At 74.0% G+C, this 18,214-nt stretch carries 17 protein-coding genes and 1 riboswitch; of the genes, 10 read left to right on the forward strand and 7 right to left on the reverse strand.

Annotated elements, in window-relative coordinates:
• Positions 1–3: 3 nt before the first annotated feature.
• Positions 4–192: riboswitch (cyclic di-AMP (ydaO/yuaA leader) on the reverse strand.
• Positions 193–386: 194 nt separating this feature from the next.
• A complete protein-coding gene (locus tag ABEB17_RS17640; protein ID WP_345718060.1) occupies positions 387–1,079 on the reverse strand; it encodes an iron-dependent transcriptional repressor DtxR in 693 nt (230 codons plus the stop codon).
• Positions 1,080–1,192: 113 nt separating this feature from the next.
• Between ABEB17_RS17640 and ABEB17_RS17645 the strand changes: the two genes are divergently transcribed.
• The 5 genes from ABEB17_RS17645 to ABEB17_RS17665 all read left to right on the forward strand — a co-directional run bounded on the left by ABEB17_RS17645 (position 1,193) and on the right by ABEB17_RS17665 (position 5,453).
• A complete protein-coding gene (locus tag ABEB17_RS17645; RefSeq protein WP_345718061.1) occupies positions 1,193–2,545 on the forward strand; it encodes a cryptochrome/photolyase family protein in 1,353 nt (450 codons plus the stop codon).
• Positions 2,546–2,554: 9 nt separating this feature from the next.
• Positions 2,555–3,334 (forward strand): hypothetical protein, encoded by a 780-nt coding sequence (locus tag ABEB17_RS17650; protein ID WP_345718062.1) that lies wholly within the window; start codon positions 2,555–2,557, stop codon positions 3,332–3,334.
• A gap of 17 nt (positions 3,335–3,351) precedes the next feature.
• Positions 3,352–3,957 carry a malonic semialdehyde reductase gene (locus tag ABEB17_RS17655; RefSeq protein WP_345718063.1) on the forward strand — a complete coding sequence of 202 codons (606 nt, stop codon included), beginning with the start codon at positions 3,352–3,354 and terminating at the stop codon, positions 3,955–3,957.
• A 174-nt stretch (positions 3,958–4,131) separates the two neighbouring features.
• A complete protein-coding gene (sigK, locus tag ABEB17_RS17660; protein ID WP_345718064.1) occupies positions 4,132–4,740 on the forward strand; it encodes an ECF RNA polymerase sigma factor SigK in 609 nt (202 codons plus the stop codon).
• Complete coding sequence (locus ABEB17_RS17665) at positions 4,737–5,453, forward strand: anti-sigma factor (RefSeq protein WP_345718065.1); 717 nt, start codon at positions 4,737–4,739, stop codon at positions 5,451–5,453. Before sigK ends, ABEB17_RS17665 begins: the two co-directional genes overlap by 4 nt.
• A 353-nt stretch (positions 5,454–5,806) precedes the next feature.
• Here ABEB17_RS17665 and eda read toward each other — a convergent pair whose 3' ends face one another.
• The 4 genes from eda to pdxH form a co-directional block, all read right to left on the reverse strand.
• Complete coding sequence (gene eda / locus ABEB17_RS17670) at positions 5,807–6,469, reverse strand: bifunctional 4-hydroxy-2-oxoglutarate aldolase/2-dehydro-3-deoxy-phosphogluconate aldolase (RefSeq protein ID WP_345718495.1); 663 nt, start codon at positions 6,467–6,469, stop codon at positions 5,807–5,809.
• A 5-nt stretch (positions 6,470–6,474) separates the two neighbouring features.
• On the reverse strand, positions 6,475–8,328 hold the full coding sequence (gene edd, locus ABEB17_RS17675; RefSeq protein WP_345718066.1) for a phosphogluconate dehydratase: 1,854 nt from the start codon (positions 8,326–8,328) through the stop codon (positions 6,475–6,477).
• Between the two features lie 150 nt (positions 8,329–8,478).
• Entirely contained in the window at positions 8,479–9,438 is a 960-nt protein-coding gene (locus tag ABEB17_RS17680) for a homocysteine S-methyltransferase family protein (RefSeq protein ID WP_345718067.1), read from the reverse strand.
• A 27-nt stretch (positions 9,439–9,465) separates the two neighbouring features.
• A complete protein-coding gene (pdxH, locus tag ABEB17_RS17685) occupies positions 9,466–10,161 on the reverse strand; it encodes a pyridoxamine 5'-phosphate oxidase (RefSeq protein WP_345718068.1) in 696 nt (231 codons plus the stop codon).
• Positions 10,162–10,249: 88 nt separating this feature from the next.
• Between pdxH and ABEB17_RS17690 the strand changes: the two genes are divergently transcribed.
• Entirely contained in the window at positions 10,250–11,368 is a 1,119-nt protein-coding gene (locus ABEB17_RS17690) for a citrate synthase 2 (protein WP_345718069.1), read from the forward strand.
• A 42-nt stretch (positions 11,369–11,410) separates the two neighbouring features.
• Positions 11,411–12,538, forward strand: a complete 1,128-nt coding sequence (gene serC / locus ABEB17_RS17695) for a phosphoserine transaminase (protein ID WP_345718070.1) — start codon at positions 11,411–11,413, stop codon at positions 12,536–12,538.
• Here serC and ABEB17_RS17700 read toward each other — a convergent pair.
• On the reverse strand, positions 12,501–13,607 hold the full coding sequence (locus ABEB17_RS17700) for a hypothetical protein (RefSeq protein WP_345718071.1): 1,107 nt from the start codon (positions 13,605–13,607) through the stop codon (positions 12,501–12,503). The genes serC and ABEB17_RS17700 overlap by 38 nt on opposite strands.
• Entirely contained in the window at positions 13,604–14,824 is a 1,221-nt protein-coding gene (locus tag ABEB17_RS17705) for a class I SAM-dependent methyltransferase (RefSeq protein ID WP_378226976.1), read from the reverse strand. Before ABEB17_RS17705 ends, ABEB17_RS17700 begins: the two co-directional genes overlap by 4 nt.
• Positions 14,825–14,885: 61 nt before the next feature.
• Here ABEB17_RS17705 and ABEB17_RS17710 point away from each other — a divergent pair, with 61 nt between their 5' ends.
• The 3 genes from ABEB17_RS17710 to ABEB17_RS17720 are packed head-to-tail and all read left to right on the forward strand — an operon-like array spanning position 14,886 to position 18,205.
• On the forward strand, positions 14,886–15,524 hold the full coding sequence (locus tag ABEB17_RS17710) for a helix-turn-helix domain-containing protein (protein ID WP_345718072.1): 639 nt from the start codon (positions 14,886–14,888) through the stop codon (positions 15,522–15,524).
• Positions 15,521–16,858, forward strand: coding sequence for an MFS transporter (locus tag ABEB17_RS17715; protein WP_345718073.1), 1,338 nt, complete (start codon positions 15,521–15,523; stop codon positions 16,856–16,858). The genes ABEB17_RS17710 and ABEB17_RS17715 overlap by 4 nt, the downstream gene beginning before the upstream one ends.
• 54 nt (positions 16,859–16,912) lie before the next feature.
• Positions 16,913–18,205 carry a lytic murein transglycosylase gene (locus ABEB17_RS17720; protein WP_345718074.1) on the forward strand — a complete coding sequence of 431 codons (1,293 nt, stop codon included), beginning with the start codon at positions 16,913–16,915 and terminating at the stop codon, positions 18,203–18,205.
• Positions 18,206–18,214 lie beyond the last annotated feature (9 nt).

Consider the following 18,214-nt stretch of genomic DNA (forward strand, 5'->3'; position numbering starts at 1 on the left):
AGGGTGGTGCCTCTCCGACGCCTTCGAGGTGAGCTGTCGGGTTCGGGTGGAGAGTTATCACCCGGCCGGTCCCTGCACCTGGACCCCCTGGCCCACGTGCCGGTACCGGCTTCACCCCAAGGTCGGCTGCGAATGGCTTCCGCGCCGACCACAAGTGGTTCCCCCGCCTCTGCCAGACGGTGTCGAACGTTCCTCGCGCGCGGTGGCAGAGCTCGGCGTCCGCGTTGAGGACCTCCGGACAGGGACCGGAGGCACGTGCCAACCTACACAGCCCGGGTGGGGTCTGTCACCCCGTCGGCGCGTCGCGTTCACCCAAAAGTTGCGGGCCAGGCAGATCTCTGACACATGGCGGCCCGGAACTCACGAAAACGGACTGCTCAGGACGCTCAGGACGCGGTGACGAACACGTGCTCGGCGATCTGGTGCTGGACCTCGACCTCGTCGCCGTCCGCGGCGTTGACCATCAGGTGGGTGCCGTCGACCCGCACGTGCACCGTGCGCCCCGGCCGCAGCCCCGCGGCGTGCAGCATCGACAGCACCGTCGGGTCGGCCTGGGCCGGCTCGCCGATCCGGTGCACCACGAACGTCTCGCTGGCCGGTCCGGCCACCTCGGTGAGCTGGCGCAGCCCCTCACCGAGGAACAGCTCGCCCTCGCCCAGCTCGCCCAGCTCGTCCAGCCCCGGGATCGGGTTGCCGTACGGAGATACCGTCGGGTGGTCCAGGATCTGCAGCAGCTTGAGCTCGACCCGCTCGCTCATCACGTGCTCCCAGCGGCAGGCCTCCTCGTGCACGTACTCCCACTCCAGACCGATGACGTCGACCAGCAGCCGCTCGGCCAGCCGGTGCTTGCGCATCACCCGGGTGGCCTTGGCCCGCCCGTCGGCGCTGAGCTCCAGGTGCCGGTCGCCGCTGACGTGCAGCAGCCCGGCCCGCTCCATCCGGGCCACGGTCTGGGACACGGTGGGACCGCTGTGGTTGAGGCGCTCGGCGATCCGCGCCCGCAGCGGGACGATGCCCTCTTCCTCCAGCTCGAAGATCGTCCGCAGGTACATCTCGGTGGTGTCGATGAGATCGCTCACGCCGTCCCCGTCTCCCTCGTGGTTCGCACGGCCTTGAGCGTACGCGGTCCCGCCGTCATTCCCGACCGCGTCAGCAGCGGGCACGGGCGGCCTCCTCGACCTAGCGTGGCCGGGTGCCCGACACCGTGCTGTGGCTGCGCCGCGACCTGCGCCTGCACGACCACCCCGCCCTGCACGCCGCCGCCCAGGCGGCCGACGGCGGCCGGGTCCTGCCCCTGTTCGTCCTGGACCCCACCCTGCTGCGCGCCGCTGGGGCGCCCCGGCGGGCCTGGCTGCTGCGCTCCCTGCGCTCCCTGGACGCCGACACCGGCGGCGCGCTCGTCGTCCGGCACGGCGACCCGTCCCAGGTGGTCCCGCAGGTCGTCCGCGAGCTGGGCGCGTCGTCCGTGCACGTCAGCGCCGACGGCGGCCCGTACGGGCGGCGCCGGGACGACGACGTCACCGGCGCGCTGGACGTCCCCCTCGTGCGCACCGGCACGCCGTACGCCGTCGGCCCCGGCTCGGTCACCAAGGCCGACGGCACGCCGTACCAGGTGTTCACCCCGTTCTCCCGCGCCTGGCACGAGCACGGCTGGCCCGCCCCGGCCGGCCCGCCGCCGACCGGGCTGCGCTGGGCCCGCACCGTGCCCAGCGAGGAGCTGCCCGACGACCCCGACCTGGCCGGGGTGCAGCTCCCCGCTGTCGGCGAGCACGCCGCGCACGAGCGGTGGGCGGCCTTCCGCGACGAGGGGCTCGCCGACTACGCGAGCGCCCGGGACCGCCCGGACCTGTCCGGGACCTCGAGGCTGTCCGCGCACCTGAAGTACGGCGAGATCCACCCGCGGACGCTGCTCGCCGACCTGAGCCGCCGGCGCGGGGGCGGCGCCGCGACCTTCCGGTCCGAGCTGGCCTGGCGCGAGTTCTACGCGGACGTCCTGTGGCACCACCCGAGGTCGGCCCGCGAGTACCTGCGTCCCGGCTATGCCGCCATGGCGTACGACCGCCCGGACCAGGAGGCGGTCGACGCCTGGCGCGAGGGCCGCACCGGGTTCCCGCTGGTGGACGCCGGGATGCGCCAGCTGCTCGCGACGGGGTGGATGCACAACCGGGTGCGGATGGTGACCGCGAGCTTCCTGGTCAAGGACCTGCACGTGGAGTGGCAGCACGGCGCCCGGCACTTCCTGCGCTGGCTGTGCGACGGGGACCTGGCCAGCAACAACCACGGCTGGCAGTGGGTGGCCGGCAGCGGGACGGACGCCGCGCCGTACTTCCGGGTGTTCAACCCGGTCGCCCAGGGGCTGCGGTTCGACCCGGACGGCGAGTACGTCCGCCAGTGGGTGCCCGAGCTGGCGCACCTGCCGGGCGCCGCCGCGCACGAGCCCTGGAAGGCCGACGACGGCTACACCGGCGGCTACCCGCAGCGGATCGTCGACCACGGCGAGGAGCGGGCCGAGGCGCTGCGGCGCTACGCCGACGTGCGCGGCTAGGTTGACTGCGTGACCACGCCTGCGCTGCCCGACCTCGTCGTGCCGAGCCGGTTCAACGGACCGCCGCACTCGGGCAACGGCGGCTGGACCTGCGGCGCGCTGGCCACGATGCTGCCGGCTGCCGACCTCGGGTCCACGTCGCCCGTCGTCCAGGTCCGGCTGAGCGCTCCCCCGCCGCTCGACGTCCCGATGCAGGTCGCTGGGCGCGAGGGATCGGTGACGGCGTCCGACTCCCGTGGGCCGGTGGCGACGGCGGTCGCCGTCCCGAGCCCGTTCACGGCGGCGGCGCCGGAGCCGGTGTCGTGGGAGGTCGCGTCGGCCGCCGAGGCGCGCTACCGAGGGCTCGCGGACCACCCGTTCCCGACGTGCTTCAGCTGCGGCACCGCTCGCGACGACGGGCTGGGTCTGCGGCCCGGCCCGCTGCTCGACCGGCCGGACGTGACCGCGTGCACCTGGACGCCGGACGGCTCGGACGGCTCGGACATCGGCGGTCCGGTGACCTGGGCCGCGCTGGACTGCCCGGGCGGGTGGTCGGTCGACCTGGCGGGGCGCCCGATGGTGCTGGGCACGATGACGACCCGCCTGGACGCCGCACCGCGGGCCGGGCAGCGGCACGTCGTGATGGGCCGGGTGCTGCGGCAGGAGGGGCGCAAGGCCTGGACCGAGACCGCGCTGTACGCCCTCGGGCGATCGGACGCCGCGCCCCGGCTGCTGGCCCGCGCGGCCGCGGTCTGGATCGCGGTGGATGTGAGCGCCGTCTCAGCCGCACCGCGGAATGACGCTCAATAGTTGACCGTTCAACCAGCATGACAACCGCAACCGACACCCTGGTCCTGTCCGCCGACGCGCAGGACCTGTTGTTCCGCAAGGCCCGTACCGCGAACACGTTCACCGACGAACCCGTCACCGACGAGCAGGTCGCGGCGATCTACGACCTGGTCCGGTGGGCGCCGACCGCGATGAACAGCCAGCCGCTGCGAGTCACCCTGGTGCGCAGCGACGAGGCCCGCGCCCGCCTGCTCGACCACATGGCCGAGGGCAACCGTGCCAAGACCGGCGCCGCCCCGCTGGTGGCCGTGCTGACCGCGGACACCGACTTCCACGAGCACCTGCACCGCACGTTCCCACACTTCCCGGGCGCCAAGGCCGCCTTCGCCGACGACGAGGCCCGCGAGCGCACCGCCCGGCTGAACGCGACGCTGCAGGTCGGCTACTTCATCCTCGGTGTGCGGGCGGCCGGCCTCGCCGCCGGCCCGATGACCGGCTTCGACGCCGCCGGGCTGGAGCAGGAGCTGTTCGCCGGCACCGGCCAGCGCGTGCTCGCCGTCGTCAACATCGGCCGCCCCGGCCCGGACGCGTCCTTCGCGCGCAGTCCCCGGCTCGACCTCGAGGACGTCGTCACCACCATCTGAGCACGCCCCGACCCGTTGCCCGACCCCGCACCATTCGCGCTTGACGTGCCTGTGAACGCCTCATAGGGCCACCTTGCGCGAATGGTGCGATGGTTTTGCCGCCGGGACCAATCCAGGTGGCGGGCGGCACCGAAGAACGGGAGACATGTGGTTCGGCTCACGAAGGGGACCCGGATGAGCTCCGGACAGCGACGCCTCAGCGCGGTGCAGGACGATGCCTCGTCTGCCGACGACGGGCCGGCCTCCCTCGAACAGGTCGTCTCCCAGGTCGCCCGCGGCGACGAGGAGGCGTTCGAGGACCTCTTCCGCCGGGTCAGCGGCCCCGTGCTCGGCCTGGTCCGGCGCGTGCTGCGCGACCCGGCCCAGTCCGAGGAGGTCGCCCAGGAGGTGCTCGTCGAGGTCTGGCGGACCGCCACCCGGTTCGACCCCGACCGCGGCAGCGCGACGTCCTGGATCATGACCATGGCGCACGCCCGCGCGGTGGACCGGGTGCGCTCGGCGCAGTCCGCCCGGGCCCGCGAGGAGAAGGTCGGACGGCGCGAGACCGTTCGCGAGTACGACGAGGTGGCCGAGGAGGTCGAGGTGCGGATGGAGCAGCAAGCCGTGCGCCGGTGCCTGAGTGGCCTCACCGACCTGCAACGGGAGTCCGTGCAGCTCGCCTACTACGGCGGCTACACCTACCGCGAGGTCGCCGAGCTGGTCGACGCCCCGCTCGGCACCGTGAAGACCCGCCTGCGCGACGGACTGATCCGGCTGCGCGACTGCCTGGGGGTGACGGCATGAGCCCCGACCTGCACACCCTGACCGGTGCCTACGCCACGGACTCGCTGGACGACATCGAGCGCCGCCAGTTCGAGGCGCACCTGAACGAGTGCGACGCCTGCGCCGACGAGGTGCGCAGCCTGCGGGCGGTGGGCGCCGTGCTGGGCAGCGCCGAGGCGGTCGCCGTGCCGGCGGCGCTGCACGACTCGGTGATGGCGCAGGTGCGCACCACCCGACAGCTCCCGCCGCTGGCCGACCCCGCGCAGGACCCCAGCCGCGTGCAGTCGATGCTGCACCGGGCGCGGACGACGTCCCGGGCCCTGGTCGCCGTCGCGGCCGCCCTCGTGGTGATCGCCGGCGCGCTCGGCGCGGTCGCGGTGCGCGAGCACCAGCAGGCCGGCCAGGCCCGCCAGCTCGCCACCCAGATGTCCCAGGTCATCGGCGCCCCGGACGCCCACCAGGTGGACGCGGACGGCGCCCGGGTGATCGTGTCCCCGTCCAAGCAGGAAGCGGTGTTCGTCGGGCAGAACCTGCCCGCGGTGGACGCCGACCACGTGCTGCAGCTGTGGGTGCTGAAGGACGGCGCCCGCTCGGTCGGCCTGATCGAGGGCTCGAAGCCGCTGCTGGCCACCGGGGTGGGTCCGGACGCCCAGCTCGGGGTGACCGTGGAGCCGGCCGGCGGTTCGAAGCAGCCGACCACGGACCCGGTGCTGACGGTGGACCTCACCGCCTGACGTGACCGGCCTGACGTGACCGGACTGACGCCGGACTGCCGCCGGGCAGGCAGCGGCCCGCAGGCTGACCCTCCTGATGAGGGCCTGCCGCGCTGGACGAGGCGCGGCTCCTGCGGGCCAACGGTGACTGCCTGGATCTCGCCAGCCGCTCGACGCCCGAAGGCGCCGGTGTCGGTGGTGGGATCGAAGAGCCCGTCCAAGTCGACGAGCGGCTAGCGGGTAGCCACCTCACGCGTCCGTTGAGAATTCACTAGCGGACCACCTCCTTTCCCGTGTGCGAGAACCGTACGTCGCGGCCCCCGGCCCCGCAACGAGATTCCGCTTCAGCCCGGTCAGCCCGGGTCCAGGCAGGTTCAGCGCAGGGCTGCGGTGTCCCGGGCCAGGGCCTCGATCTCGTGCCAGGCCCCCTCGGTGATCGCGGACCTCGGTGTCAGCCAGGACCCCCCGACGCACGCGACCGACGGCAGGGCCAGGTAGCTCGGCGCCGTCGCGGGCGTGATCCCGCCGGTCGGGCAGAACCGCAGGTGCGGCAGCGGTCCGGCCACGGCGGCGAGGTAGTCGCGGCCGCCGGACGCCTCGGCGGGGAAGAACTTCATCGCCCCGAGGCCGTGCTCGGCCAGCCGCATCATCTCGGTGATGGTGCTCGCGCCGGCCAGCAGCGGCAGCCCGCTGCCGAGCGCCGCGCGCAGCACGCCGTCCGGTGCGCCGGGGGTCACGATGAAGCCGGCCCCAGCCGCGGTCACGGCCTCCACCTGGGACGGCGTGATCACCGTCCCCGCGCCGACGAGCATCTCGGGGACCTGGTCCGCGACCATCTCGATCGCGGCCAGCGCGGCCGGCGTGCGCAGCGTGATCTCGATGATGCCCACCCCGCCGCGCAGCAGCGCCTGGGCCAGCGGGACGGCGTCCGCGCTGTCCTCGATCACCACGACCGGGATGACCGGCGAGACGCCGAGCACCCCGTCGACCCGCTCGACGACCCGCTCGCTCACCCGCTCGTCCACCCGCTCGTCCACTGTGCTCACCGTGCACTCTCCTGCAGGTCGGACCCTTGCGGCGCAAGGGTTCCGAAGACGTGCGCTCCCTGGTCGGCCCGTCCGACCGCTCGGCGCAGCACGCCGAACAGCTCGCGTCCGACGCCGCGCTCCTCCTGGTGGGAGGGCGCCGCAGGCTCGCGCGAGGCGAACTCGGCCGGGTCGACCAGCACGTCGAGAGTACCTGTCTCGCAGTCGATCCGGACGACGTCGCCGTCGCGGAGCCGGGCGATCGGGCCGCCGTGCACGGACTCGGGCGTGACGTGGATCGCCGCCGGCAACGCACCGGAGGCGCCCGACATCCGACCGTCGGTGACCAGCGCCACCGCGTGGCCGCGGCGCTGGAGCACCGTCAGCGATGGTGTGAGCTGGTGCAGCTCGGGCATGCCGTTCGCCGACGGGCCCTGGTCGCGGACGACGACCACGACGTCGCGGTCGAGCTCGCGCCGGGAGAACGCCTCCAGCACGGCCGTCTGGTCGGTGAAGACCCGCGCGGGGGCCTCGACCACCCGGTGCTCGGGCTTGACCGCGGAGGTCTTGATCACGGCGTGGCCGAGGGTCCCGCGCAGCACCCGCAGACCACCGTCGGTGGAGAACGGCGCGGACGCCGGACGCAGCACGTCCAGGTCGCCGCTGACCGCCGGGCCGTCGACCCAGGTCAGGGTGCCGTCGTCCGCCAGTGCCGGGCCCTGCCGGTAGCGCTGCAGGTCGTGCCCGGCGACGGTGAGCACGTCGCCGTGCAGCAGGCCCGCATCCAGCAGGGTGCCCACCAGGAACGGCGTGCCGCCGGCGCGGTGGAAGTCGTTCACGTCCGCCGTGCCGCTCGGGTAGAGCCGGGTGCAGAGCGGGACGACCGCGGACAGGTCGTCCAGGTCCTCCCAGGTGAGCTGCACGCCAGCAGCGGCCGCCATCGACACCAGGTGCATGGTGTGGTTGGTGGAGCCGCCGGTCGCCAGCAGCGCGACCGCCCCGTTGACGACGCAGCGCTCGTCGACGACGTCCCCGATGCCGTACGGCGCCTCGCTGGTCGCGATCTGCGCGACCCGGCGGGTGGCCGCCTCGGTGAGCGCAGCCCGCAGCGGGTCATCCGGGTGCACGAACGCGGCGCCGGGCAGGTGCAGGCCCATGACGTCCATCAGGAGCTGGTTGGAGTTCGCCGTCCCGTAGAACGTGCAGGTGCCCTTCGAGTGGTAGCTGGCGACCTCGGCGGCCAGCAGCTCCGGGCGCCCGACCTTGCCCTCCGCGGCCTGCCGACGGACCGACGCCTTCTCGGCGTTCGGCAGCCCGCTGGCCATCGGGCCGGCCGGCACGAACGCCGTCGGCAGGTGACCGAACGCGAGCGCCCCGGCGACCAGGCCGGGCACGATCTTGTCGCAGACGCCGAGCATCAGCGCAGCGTCGAACACGTCGTGCGACAGCGCGATCGCCGTCGACATGGCGATGACGTCGCGGCTGAACAGGCTGAGCTCCATGCCCTCGCGACCCTGGGTGATGCCGTCGCACATCGCCGGCACCCCACCCGCGACTCGTGCCACGGCCCCCGCCCCCTGCGCGGCGGCCTTGATCAGCTGCGGGTAGGTCTCGTACGGCGCGTGCGCCGAGAGCATGTCGTTGTAGGAGGTGACGATCGCGATGCTCGCGCCCTCGCCGCCGGTGAGGGCGGCCCGGTCGCTGCTGCCGCAGGCCGCGACGGCGTGCGCGAGGTTGCTGCAGCCGAGGTTCGAGCGCCGCGACGGGTTGGCCCGGGCTCGCTCGACCTGGTCGAGGTACTGCGCGCGGGTGTCCTGGCTGCGCGCGGCGATGCGTTCCGTGACGTCGTGGACGACGCGGTGCACGTTCATAGGCTTCCTGTCGCCGGCGGCCCGAGATCCGGGCCGACGGACGGCGACTCTGGCGCCCGCGATGGATGTGACCGCTACCACGGTACGGGGTCGGGGCGCGCGGCGGGCAAACATACCGACGGGTAGTCCCGGTATCCGGGACGTCGCGGGCTATCCCTGCAGCGCGGCGCCCAGCGCGGAACCCAGCGCGTCGATGTGCCGGACGTCGGTCCCGCAGCAGCCGCCCAGCACGCTCAGCGCGGGCATCGTGTCGCGCAGCCCGAGCAGCCCGGCGGCCAGCGCGACGGGGTCGCCGTCGTCCAGCTCGGTGGCCTCGTCCAGCTCGGCGTGGCTGCGGGTCGAGGCGTTCGCCCGCACGCCGACCAGGCGCGACGCCCACGGCGCGGTCGGGTCCAGGACCGGCGCGATGTGCTCGGGGTGGGCGCAGTTGACCATGAAGTAGGCCGCGTAGCCGTCGGTGGCGTCGTCCACCGCGGTGATCGCGTCGCCGAGCGCGGTGCCGTCCGGGAGCCGGCCGTCGACCTCGACGGTGAACGACGGCACCGCCGGCACTCCCGTGGCGGCCGCGGCCAGCACGAAGCCGATGGCCTCCTGCGGATAGCCGAGGGTGAGCAGGCTGACGAGGTCCACGCCGGTCTCGGCGAAGGACTCCACCTGCTGCTGGTGGTAGACCCGGGCCTGCTCGGCGCTCATCCGCTCGGACACCACGTACCCGTCGCCACGGGGTCCGAGGCAGCCACTGACCAGCGAAGGACCGGCCTGGTTGGGCACCCGCCGACGCACGCCGTCGACCAGCTCGTAGGCCTCGCGGTTGGCCCGGACGACGTCCGGGACCGACCAGCCCACCGCGGCGGCCCAGCCCGCGCTGGCCCGCCACGTGGGGGTCTCGACGAGGGAGCCGACCCCGTGTGCCGCAGCGGTTTCCAGGTGCTCGCGGAAGTACCTCTCGAGGAGCACGCGACCGTCGTCGTCGCGCAGCAGGGTGAACGCCGCGAAGGCCGGCAGGTCGGCGCCGTGGTGGAAGATCAGGTCCGTCTCGATGCCGGAGTCGGTGACCAGCACAGCCCCGTCCAGCTGGGGGAGAACTGCGGACGCTGCGGCTGCCGGCATGGGACGCCTCCTTCGACGTCCACCACGCTAGGGCTGCAGGCGCTCCGTGCGCCAGGACCGCGGGTCGTCCAGGCCGCCGTCCCCGGTCCGGGTGAACACCAGCCGGTCGTGCAGCCGCGAGCGCCGCCCGACCCAGAGCTCCACGACGTCCGGGCGGAGCAGGTAGCCGCCCCAGGTGGACGGCGCGGGGACGTCGGCCGGTGAGCCCGTGTCGGGCCACCGGGACTCCTCCGCCGCGACCTTGGCCTCCAGCTCGGCGCGGGTGCCGATCGGCTGGGACTGCCGGGAGGCTCGGGTGGCCACCTGCGAGCCGCGCGGGCGGGTCGCGAAGTAGGCGGCGGCGTCGTCCGGGCCGGTCGGGGTGACCGCACCGCGCAGCCGGATCTGCCGGAACATGGGGTGCCACAGCAGGACGAGCGCCGCGTGCGGGTGCGCCGCGAGCTGCTGACCCTTGGCGGACCGGGTGTTCGTGTAGAAGGTGAGGCCACCCGCCGACAGGCCCTTGAGCAGCACGGTGCGCGCGTCCGGCAGGCCGTCGGCGTCCACGGTGGCGACGACCATCGCGTTGGGCTCGGCCACTCGCGGGTCGGCCTTCGCCTCGGCGTACCACCGCTCGACCCAGGCCAGCGGGGCGCCGGCGCCGCCGGGCGAGACGTCGTCGCCGATCAGCTCGCCGTCGTAGTCCAGTCGCGCGGTGGGGTCGACCACTCGTCGTTCGCTCACCCGCTGAGCGTAGGCGCTGGTCTGACTACCAGCGGGTAGGTGCAGAATGTCCCCGACGACGAGCTCGACGAGGAGTGGGAGGAGCGTCATGACCGACGCCGACACGACGTTCCGTCCGGGTCTCGAGGGTGTCATCGCCTTCGAGAGCGAGATCGCCGAGCCCGACCGCGAGGGCGGCGCGCTGCGCTACCGCGGTATCGACATCAACGACCTGGTGGGCCAGGTGTCGTTCGGGAACGTGTGGGGCCTGCTGGTGGACGACGAGTTCAACCCCGGCCTGCCGCCCGCCGAGCCGTTCCCGCTGCCCGTGCACACCGGCGACGTCCGGGTGGACGTGCAGAGCGCGTTGGCCCAGCTGGCGCCGATCTGGGGCTACCGGCCGCTGCTGGACATCGACGCCGAGCAGTGCCGCGAGGACCTCGCGCGCGCGTCCGTGATGGCGCTGTCGTTCATCGCGCAGTCGGCCCGTGGCCAGGAGCTGCCGATGGTGCCGCAGCGCGAGGTGGACCGCGCGCACACCATCGTCGAGCGGTTCATGATCCGCTGGCGCGGCGAGCCCGACCCACGGCACGTCGAGGCGGTCGACGCCTACTGGGTGTCCGCGGCCGAGCACGGCATGAACGCCTCGACCTTCACGGCGCGGGTGATCGCCTCGACCGGGGCGGACGTGGCGGCCTGCCTGTCCGGTGCCGTGGGGGCGATGAGCGGCCCGCTGCACGGCGGGGCGCCGTCCCGCGTGCTGCACATGATCGAGGGCGTGGAACGGACCGGCGACGCCGGCGCGTACGTGCGCGGCGTGCTGGACCGCGGCGAGCGGCTGATGGGCTTCGGGCACCGCGTCTACCGCGCCGAGGACCCGCGGGCCCGGGTGCTGCGGGCCACCGCGCAGCGGCTCGGTGCGCCGCGCTACGAGGTCGCGGCGGCGCTGGAGAAGGCGGCCCTGGACGAGCTGCACGCGCGCCGTCCGGACCGCGTGCTGGCGACCAACGTGGAGTTCTGGGCCGCCGTGATCCTGGACTTCGCCGAGGTCCCGGCGTCCATGTTCACCCCGATGTTCACCTGCGCGCGCACGGCGGGCTGGTCCGCGCACGTGCTGGAGCAGAAGCGCACCGGACGGCTGATCCGGCCCAGCGCGCGATACATCGGGCACGGCCCGCGCACGCCGCAGGACGTCATCGGCTGGAGCGACGCCGTCGCGCACCACTGAGCGGTTGCGAGTGGACGTCGGGCCTCTGGGAGACTGCGGCGCGTGACCCTCACCATCCCGCCGGACCTGCTGCCCTCGGACGGGCGCTTCGGTTCCGGCCCCAGCAAGGTGCGGCCCGAGCAGGCCCAGGCCGTCGCGGACGCCGGGCGCTCCCTGCTCGGCACGTCGCACCGGCAGGCGCCGGTGCGCGAGCTGGTCGGGCGGGTGCGCCGCGGGCTGGGCGACCTGTTCGACCTGCCGGACGGGTACGAGGTGGTCCTGGGCAACGGCGGCTCGACCCTGTTCTGGGACATCGCCACCAGCTGCCTGGTGCGCGAGCGCGCCCAGCACCTGGTGCTCGGCGAGTTCTCCGCCAAGTTCGCCGCCGCGACCAGGGCGGCGCCGTTCCTGGCCGATCCGGTGGTGCTCGAGTCGCCCGCCGGGCGCCGTCCGCAGCCGTCCGCGCAGGACGGGATCGACGTGTACGCCTGGCCGCACAACGAGACCTCGACGGGCGTCTGGGTGCCGGTGGAGCGGGTGCCCGGCACCGAGCCCAGCGGGGACGGCGGGCCCCTGGTCGTCGTCGACGGCACGTCCGCGGCGGCTGGGCTGCCGGTCGACGTCAGCCAGACGGATGTCTACTACTTCGCGCCGCAGAAGGGTTTCGCCTCCGACGGCGGGCTCTGGCTGGCGTTCATGTCACCGGCCGCGGTCGAGCGGGCCGAGCAGATCACGGCGTCGGGGCGCTGGATCCCCGCCGGGCTGGACCTGATGACGGCCGTCACGAACAGCCGGCTGGACCAGACGTACAACACGCCCGCCATCGGCACGCTGCTGATGATGGACGCGCAGATCTCGTGGCTGGCCGAGCGCGGCGGGCTGGCCTGGTCGACCGCGCGCTGCGCGGACTCGGCGTCCCGGCTCTACGGCTGGGCCGAGCGGACGTCGTACACGACGCCCTTCGTCACCGACCCCGGGCACCGCAGCGCCGTGGTCGCGACCATCGACTTCGCGGACGGCGTGGACGCCGCGGCCGTGGCGGCGACGTTGCGCCGCAACGGGATCGTGGACGTCGAGCCGTACCGCAAGCTCGGCCGCAACCAGCTGCGGATCGCGATGTTCCCGGCGATCGAGCCGGACGACGTCCAGGCCCTCACCGGGTGCGTCGACTACGTCGTCGAGCACCTCTGACCGCGAGCGTCAGCACCACGAGCAGGCCGGCCGCGATACCGCCCACGAACGCCGCGGGGGCACCCCACTGCGTTCCCGAGTCGTCGCTGGGGGCCCCTGCTCCCATAGGTTCGTCGCGGGGTGCCCCCGTGCCGTTCGAGGCGCCCGGCGAGGCGGTGGGGCTGGTGGGGCTGGTGGAGCTCGTGGGGTCGCTGGCACCCGCGGCGGGCAGGGTGACCCGGTAGAGCGGCTCGCGTTCCCCCTCGGAGGACACGAGCGCCGTCCGGCCGGACCGCTCGACGCCGATGCCCTCACCCTGCGGCTGGTCGGGCAGCGTGACGGGCGCGTCGGCGACGAGGGTGCCGTCGACCCAGGACCAGATCGTCGCGGACTCGTAGCCACGGACGACGAAGCGGCCGTCGGGTAGCGCCGAGCCGTCCGTCGCGAGGGTCTGCGGGATCGTGCCGACCTGCTGCGCGACAACGGGTTCCGTCACGTCGTGACCGGCCAGCGCGCGACGTACGGCGACGGCCGGAACCTGGTAGACGCGGGACGACAGGAACGCCTTGGTCACGATGAGCAGCCGGCCGTCGGGCAGCCAGACCAGGGTCTCGGCGTCGGCCGGGCCGTGCTGGTAGCGCACCCTCAGCGACGTCACCGCGACGTCCTGCGAGCGCACCTGGGCGGGCTCGCGGAACAGCCGCAGCACCACGCTCTCCCGCACGGTCCGGTTGTCCCCGATGTCGCCGATCCACAACCACGACCGGCCGGCGCCGTCCCGGCCGGCCGCGAGCGCCTCCATGTCCCGCGCGTCCACATCGGCCATCCGCAGCGCGGCGCGGGTGCGGCCGGTGCGGGTGGACACCCCGTAGACCACTGGGCCCGAGCCGGAGTCGTTCACGGTCCAGACCAGGTCTGCATGGGTGGGACTGACTGCGAGACCGCTGTTCTCGGTGATCCGCGGGTCGCTGACCGTGGTGACCTTGCGCGGGGCTGCAGAAGAGGCGCCGGGGACGGCGGCCGCTGCCGACACCACCGGAAGCAGCACTCCCGCCACCGCGAGCAGCAGCGCCGGACGTGCCAGTCTCACCTGCGCGGCCGGGACAGCGCGGCCGTCACCTCGGGGTCGAGCAGCCGGGCCAGCGCGGGGTGCACGTTCCAGTCGGAGGTCATGGCCCGGTACTCCGCGAGCACCGAGTCCTTGGCCGGGGCCGTCGTCCGGGTGGCGCGGATCATGGCGTTGCGCGGGGTGTGCCGGGAGTCGACGAACTCGACCACGTCGACCCGGTAGCCGACCATCCGCAGCACCAGGGCGCGCAGCGAGTCGGTGAGGACGTCGGCGAAGCGCTCGCGCAGGATCGGGTGCCGGGCCACCGCGCCGTACGGATTGGGCGCCCCGGGGCCGGCGGCGAGCTGCCGCTGGACGTCGTGGTGGCAGCAGGGCGCGGCGAGGACGACGGCCGACTCCCACCGCTTGGCCCGGGCGAGGGCGTCGTCGGTGGCGGTGTCGCAGGCATGCAGCGCGAGGACCAGCACGGGCGGCTGCCCGCCGAAGGGGTCGGCGTCCCCGATCGCGCCGACCCGGAAGGTGAGGCCATCGAGACCGGCCTCGGCGGCCAGCCGGGTGTTGCGCTCGACGACGTCCGGGCGGATGTCGATGCCGACGGTCTGCACGTCGCCCAGCCGTTCGGCCAGGAACCGGTGCGCGGCGAAGGTGAGGTAGGCGTTGCCGCAGCCCAGGTCGACCACCCGGACCGGCCGGTCGGTCGGCAGCTTGTCCAGCGTGGGCTCGAGCAGGCGCAGGAACGCGTCCACCTGCCGGCGCTTGTCGCCGTCCGCGCCGAGCACCCGGAACAGCGGGTCGTCCGGCGAGACCAGCCGCTGGCGGACCCGGTCGTGCGAGCGCACCTCGACGACCCGGCGGCTGGCCGGCGCCCGGTGCACCTGCGCGGCACCCTTCTTGGTGACCCGCAGCTGCACGGTCTCGTCGACGGTCTCGACGTGCCAGTTGCCGAACGGCTCGGCCAGCAGCGCGTCCACGGTGGCCGCGGCGGCGCCGTACGGGGTGTTGCGGGTCGTCGCGGCGCGCCCGTCGTGCGTGACGACCTGCAGGACGCGGCCGCTCTTCAGGTCGACCGGCCGCAGCTCGGCGCGCGTCACGGACGGGTGCGCGGTGCGGCGGCGGCCGGCCGCGACGGCCCGGACGAGCTTGTCGGGGTCGAGCAGGGCGGGCCGCAGCTGGGCCAGGGCGTCGTCGAGGTCGAGCACGTCGTCCATCATCACCGATCCCAGCGACCCTCCGCGCATCCCCAATCTTCTTTGCAAAGGAGTCTTGGCAAAGAAGTCTTTGCAAAGTAGCTTTGGCACCATGAACGAGACCCCCGACGGCAGCCAGCAGCCCGAGCCGGCCCAGGACCCCCAGGAGCTGCGGCTGGACGCCCGCACCCTGCGCGGCCTGGCCCACCCGCTGCGGGTGCGCATCCTCGGCATGCTGCGCCGCGACGGCGCCGCCACCGCGACCGGACTGGCCGAGAAGCTCGGCCAGTCCAGCGCCGCGACCAGCTACCACCTGCGCCAGCTCGCCGAGTACGGCTTCATCGTCGAGGTCGAGGAGCTCGGCCAGGGCCGGGAGCGGTACTGGAAGTCGGCCAGCCGGTCGACGACGCTGGACGTCGGCGCCTACGTCACCGACCCCGAGCTGGCCGCGAACACGGAGACCTACCTGCGGGCCGTCACCCGGATGTCCGCGGACCTGGTGCAGAGCCACCTGGACGAGAAGGTCGCGCTGCCGGGCCACTGGCAGTCCGCCGGCACGTTCAACGACATCCGGCTGCGCCTGACCCCCGACCAGGCCGACGAGCTCGCCGAGCGCATGTGGGCGCTGGTCAACGAGTACCCGCGCGCTGACGAGCTCGCGCCGCCGGTGGACGACACCGACCCGGGCGAGGCCCTGCGCCCCGTCGACGTCCAGCTCAACGTCTTCCCGGTCCCTGGGGACGCGCGATGAGCCGGACGACGGCGCCCGCCCGCGCCTCCCTGCGCCCGATGATCGCGCTGCTGACCGCGTACGGCATCTCGCTGGTCGGCACCCGGCTCTCGATGATCGCGCTGCCGCTCTTCGTGCTGGCCACCACCGGCTCCCCCACCCGCACCGGCTTCGTCGCGATGGCCGAGATGGCGCCGTACGTCCTGGCCCAGGCACTGTCCGGTCCGGTGACCGACCGGGTCGGGCCACGCCGGATGAGCATCACGTCCGACCTGGTCAGCGTCGTCGTGGTCGGCCTGATCCCGGTGCTGCACCAGGCCGGGATGCTGCACTTCAGCACCCTGGTCGCGTTGGTCGCGGTAGCCGGTGCGGTCCGTGGGCCGGGCGACAGCGCCAAGTACGTGCTCGCCCCGGCCGTGGCGAAGGCCGCCGGCCAGCCCAACGAGCGCGTGCTCGGCCTCGAGGACGGGATCGGCCGCGCCGCCACCGTGATCGGGCCGCTCGCCGCCGCCGCGCTGGTCACCCTGGTCGGCGCACCAACCGCCATCGCGCTGGATGCCGCGACGTTCGCCGTCGCCGCCCTCGTGTTCGTCGTCGCGCTGCGGCCGAGCGAGGCGAGCGGTGCCGGCAGTGCCGCCGAGGACGCTGCGGACAGCGCCGACCCGTACTTCTCCCGGCTGCGCGCCGGCGCCCGGTTCGTCTGGGACGACGGCCTGCTGCGCGCCATCGTCGGCATGGTCGCGGTCACCAACATGATCGACGCGGCCATGGCCGGCGTGCTGATCGCCGTCTGGGCCCAGCACCAGGGTGGCGGCGCCGGGCTGATGGGGGCCACCGCCGCCGTGATGTCGGTCGGGGCCCTGCTGGGCGCCCTGTTCGCGGCGGCCGCCGGGCACCGGCTTCCCCGCCGGATGGCCTTCGCCATCGGCTTCTTCGGGATCGGGGCACCCCGTTTCGCCGTGCTCGGCCTGGACGCGCCCCTGTGGCTGGTGTTCGCCGTGCTGTTCGTGGGCGGCCTGGGCTGCGGGCTGATCAACCCGATCCTCGGCGCCGTGCAGATGGAGCGGGTGCCCGAGCCGATGCGGGCCCGGGTGATGTCCCTGATCAACGCGGCCTGCTGGTGCCTGATCCCCCTCGGCGGCGTGTTCGGCGGCGTGCTCGCCACGAAGTTCGGCATCAGCACGGCCCTGCTGGTGTGCGGCGCCATCTACCTGGTGGCGACCACCCTGCCGCTGGTCCGGCCGGAGTGGGCCCAGCTGAACCGCCCGCCGGCGGCCGTCCCTGAGCACGTCCCGGATGCACTTTCGCCCGAGATGGCCGATCATGGCGTGACCTTCGACGCGCCCGCTCGTTAGGCAGGTCGAGCCCCGGGGGTGGGGTGTGCCGAGACGACGACGGAGGCTTCAGCAGTGAGCGCCCATCGAGAGTGCAGGACCGTGCGGATCCGGTGGCGGCAGGCCGTCGCGCTCGTCCCGGCCGTCGTGCTCGCGGCCAGCGGCATCGCCCTCGCCTGGTCCGGTCCGCACGGCGCGCACCAGCTCAGCCTCCCGCCGGTGCCCGGCGCGGCGCTCGCCCAGCCCGACCGCAGCGGCAGTGTCCAGCCGGCCGGCTCCGGCGCGGCCGACCCGGGCGCCGCGCCCGGCGTCGCCCCCGGCCTGGACCTGCCGAACGGCGTGTCCCCCGGCAGCGCGCAGCTGGTCCGGCTGGACGCCCTGGGCATCCCCCGACCCGCCCTGGCCGCCTACCAGCTGGCCGCGCGGCTGGTCGACCAGGCCGACCCGGCCTGCCACATCGACTGGCCGCTGGTCGCCGCGATCGGCCGCGTCGAGAGCAACCACGCGCGGTTCGGCGGCAACGCCCTCGACGCCCAGGGCATCGCCCGCCCCGGGATCATCGGGCTGCCGCTCAACGGCTCCAACGGGACGGCGCGGATCACCGACACGGACGACGGGCGCTGGGACCGCGACACCACCTACGACCGCGCGGTCGGCCCCATGCAGTTCATCCCCGGCACCTGGCGGATCGTCGGCGCGGACGCCGACGGGGACGGCGCGCGCAACCCGCAGGACATGAACGACGCCGCGACGGCCACCGCGATCTACCTGTGCAGCGGCCCGGGCGACCTGCGCCGCGACAGCGACCTCTACGGCGCGATCAAGCGGTACAACAACTCCGACACCTACGTGCGCACCGTGATCGCCATCGCCGACGCGTACCGGCACGGCGTCGCCGAGCTGCCGGCGGCGAGCCTGCCCGCAGCGCACCAGGGCAGCGGGGCCGGGCCGGACGTCGAGGCCGCGGGTGCGCGTCCGGCCGCGACCACCACGACCGACCGCGCCGCGGGCTCGGGCTCTGGTGCTGCGCCGACCGCTGGCAGCGGCTCCGGCGGCTCGGGCTCCGGCAGCACCGGTGGCTCGGCCGGCCCGGGGTCGGGGCACAGCGGGAGCGGCGCGACCCTGCCCACGACCGCTCCGGGGCTCCCCGGCGTCGTCGGGTCGGTCGGTTCGGCGGCGTCGTCCGGTGTCTCGTCCGCCGTCAGCCTGGTCACCTCGGTGGTCACCCAGGTCGTCAAGCTCCCGACGCCCATCGTGACCACCACGACCCCGTGCATCATCAACGTGCTCGGGATCAAGGTCTGCACGATCACGACGATCTCCAGCACGACCACCACGAAGACGACGACGAGCACCCACCGGCCGTAGCCCGAGAAG

Origin of the sequence: Angustibacter luteus, assembly GCF_039541115.1 — a bacterium.
GTDB classification, from domain to species: domain Bacteria; phylum Actinomycetota; class Actinomycetes; order Actinomycetales; family Angustibacteraceae; genus Angustibacter; species Angustibacter luteus.

Bases quoted from the DNA above. Each gene is read 5' to 3' on its own strand.
- ABEB17_RS17655 (WP_345718063.1), top strand. From the start codon at position 3,352: ATGACAACCGCAACCGACACCCTGGTCCTGTCCGCCGACGCGCAGGAC.
- sigK (WP_345718064.1), top strand. From the start codon at position 4,132: ATGAGCTCCGGACAGCGACGCCTCAGCGCGGTGCAGGACGATGCCTCG.
- ABEB17_RS17665 (WP_345718065.1), top strand. From the start codon at position 4,737: ATGAGCCCCGACCTGCACACCCTGACCGGTGCCTACGCCACGGACTCG.
- edd (WP_345718066.1), bottom strand. From the start codon at position 8,328: ATGAACGTGCACCGCGTCGTCCACGACGTCACGGAACGCATCGCCGCG.
- ABEB17_RS17680 (WP_345718067.1), bottom strand. From the start codon at position 9,438: ATGCCGGCAGCCGCAGCGTCCGCAGTTCTCCCCCAGCTGGACGGGGCT.
- ABEB17_RS17690 (WP_345718069.1), top strand. From the start codon at position 10,250: ATGACCGACGCCGACACGACGTTCCGTCCGGGTCTCGAGGGTGTCATC.
- ABEB17_RS17705 (WP_378226976.1), bottom strand. From the start codon at position 14,824: ATGCGCGGAGGGTCGCTGGGATCGGTGATGATGGACGACGTGCTCGAC.
- ABEB17_RS17710 (WP_345718072.1), top strand. From the start codon at position 14,886: ATGAACGAGACCCCCGACGGCAGCCAGCAGCCCGAGCCGGCCCAGGAC.
- ABEB17_RS17715 (WP_345718073.1), top strand. From the start codon at position 15,521: ATGAGCCGGACGACGGCGCCCGCCCGCGCCTCCCTGCGCCCGATGATC.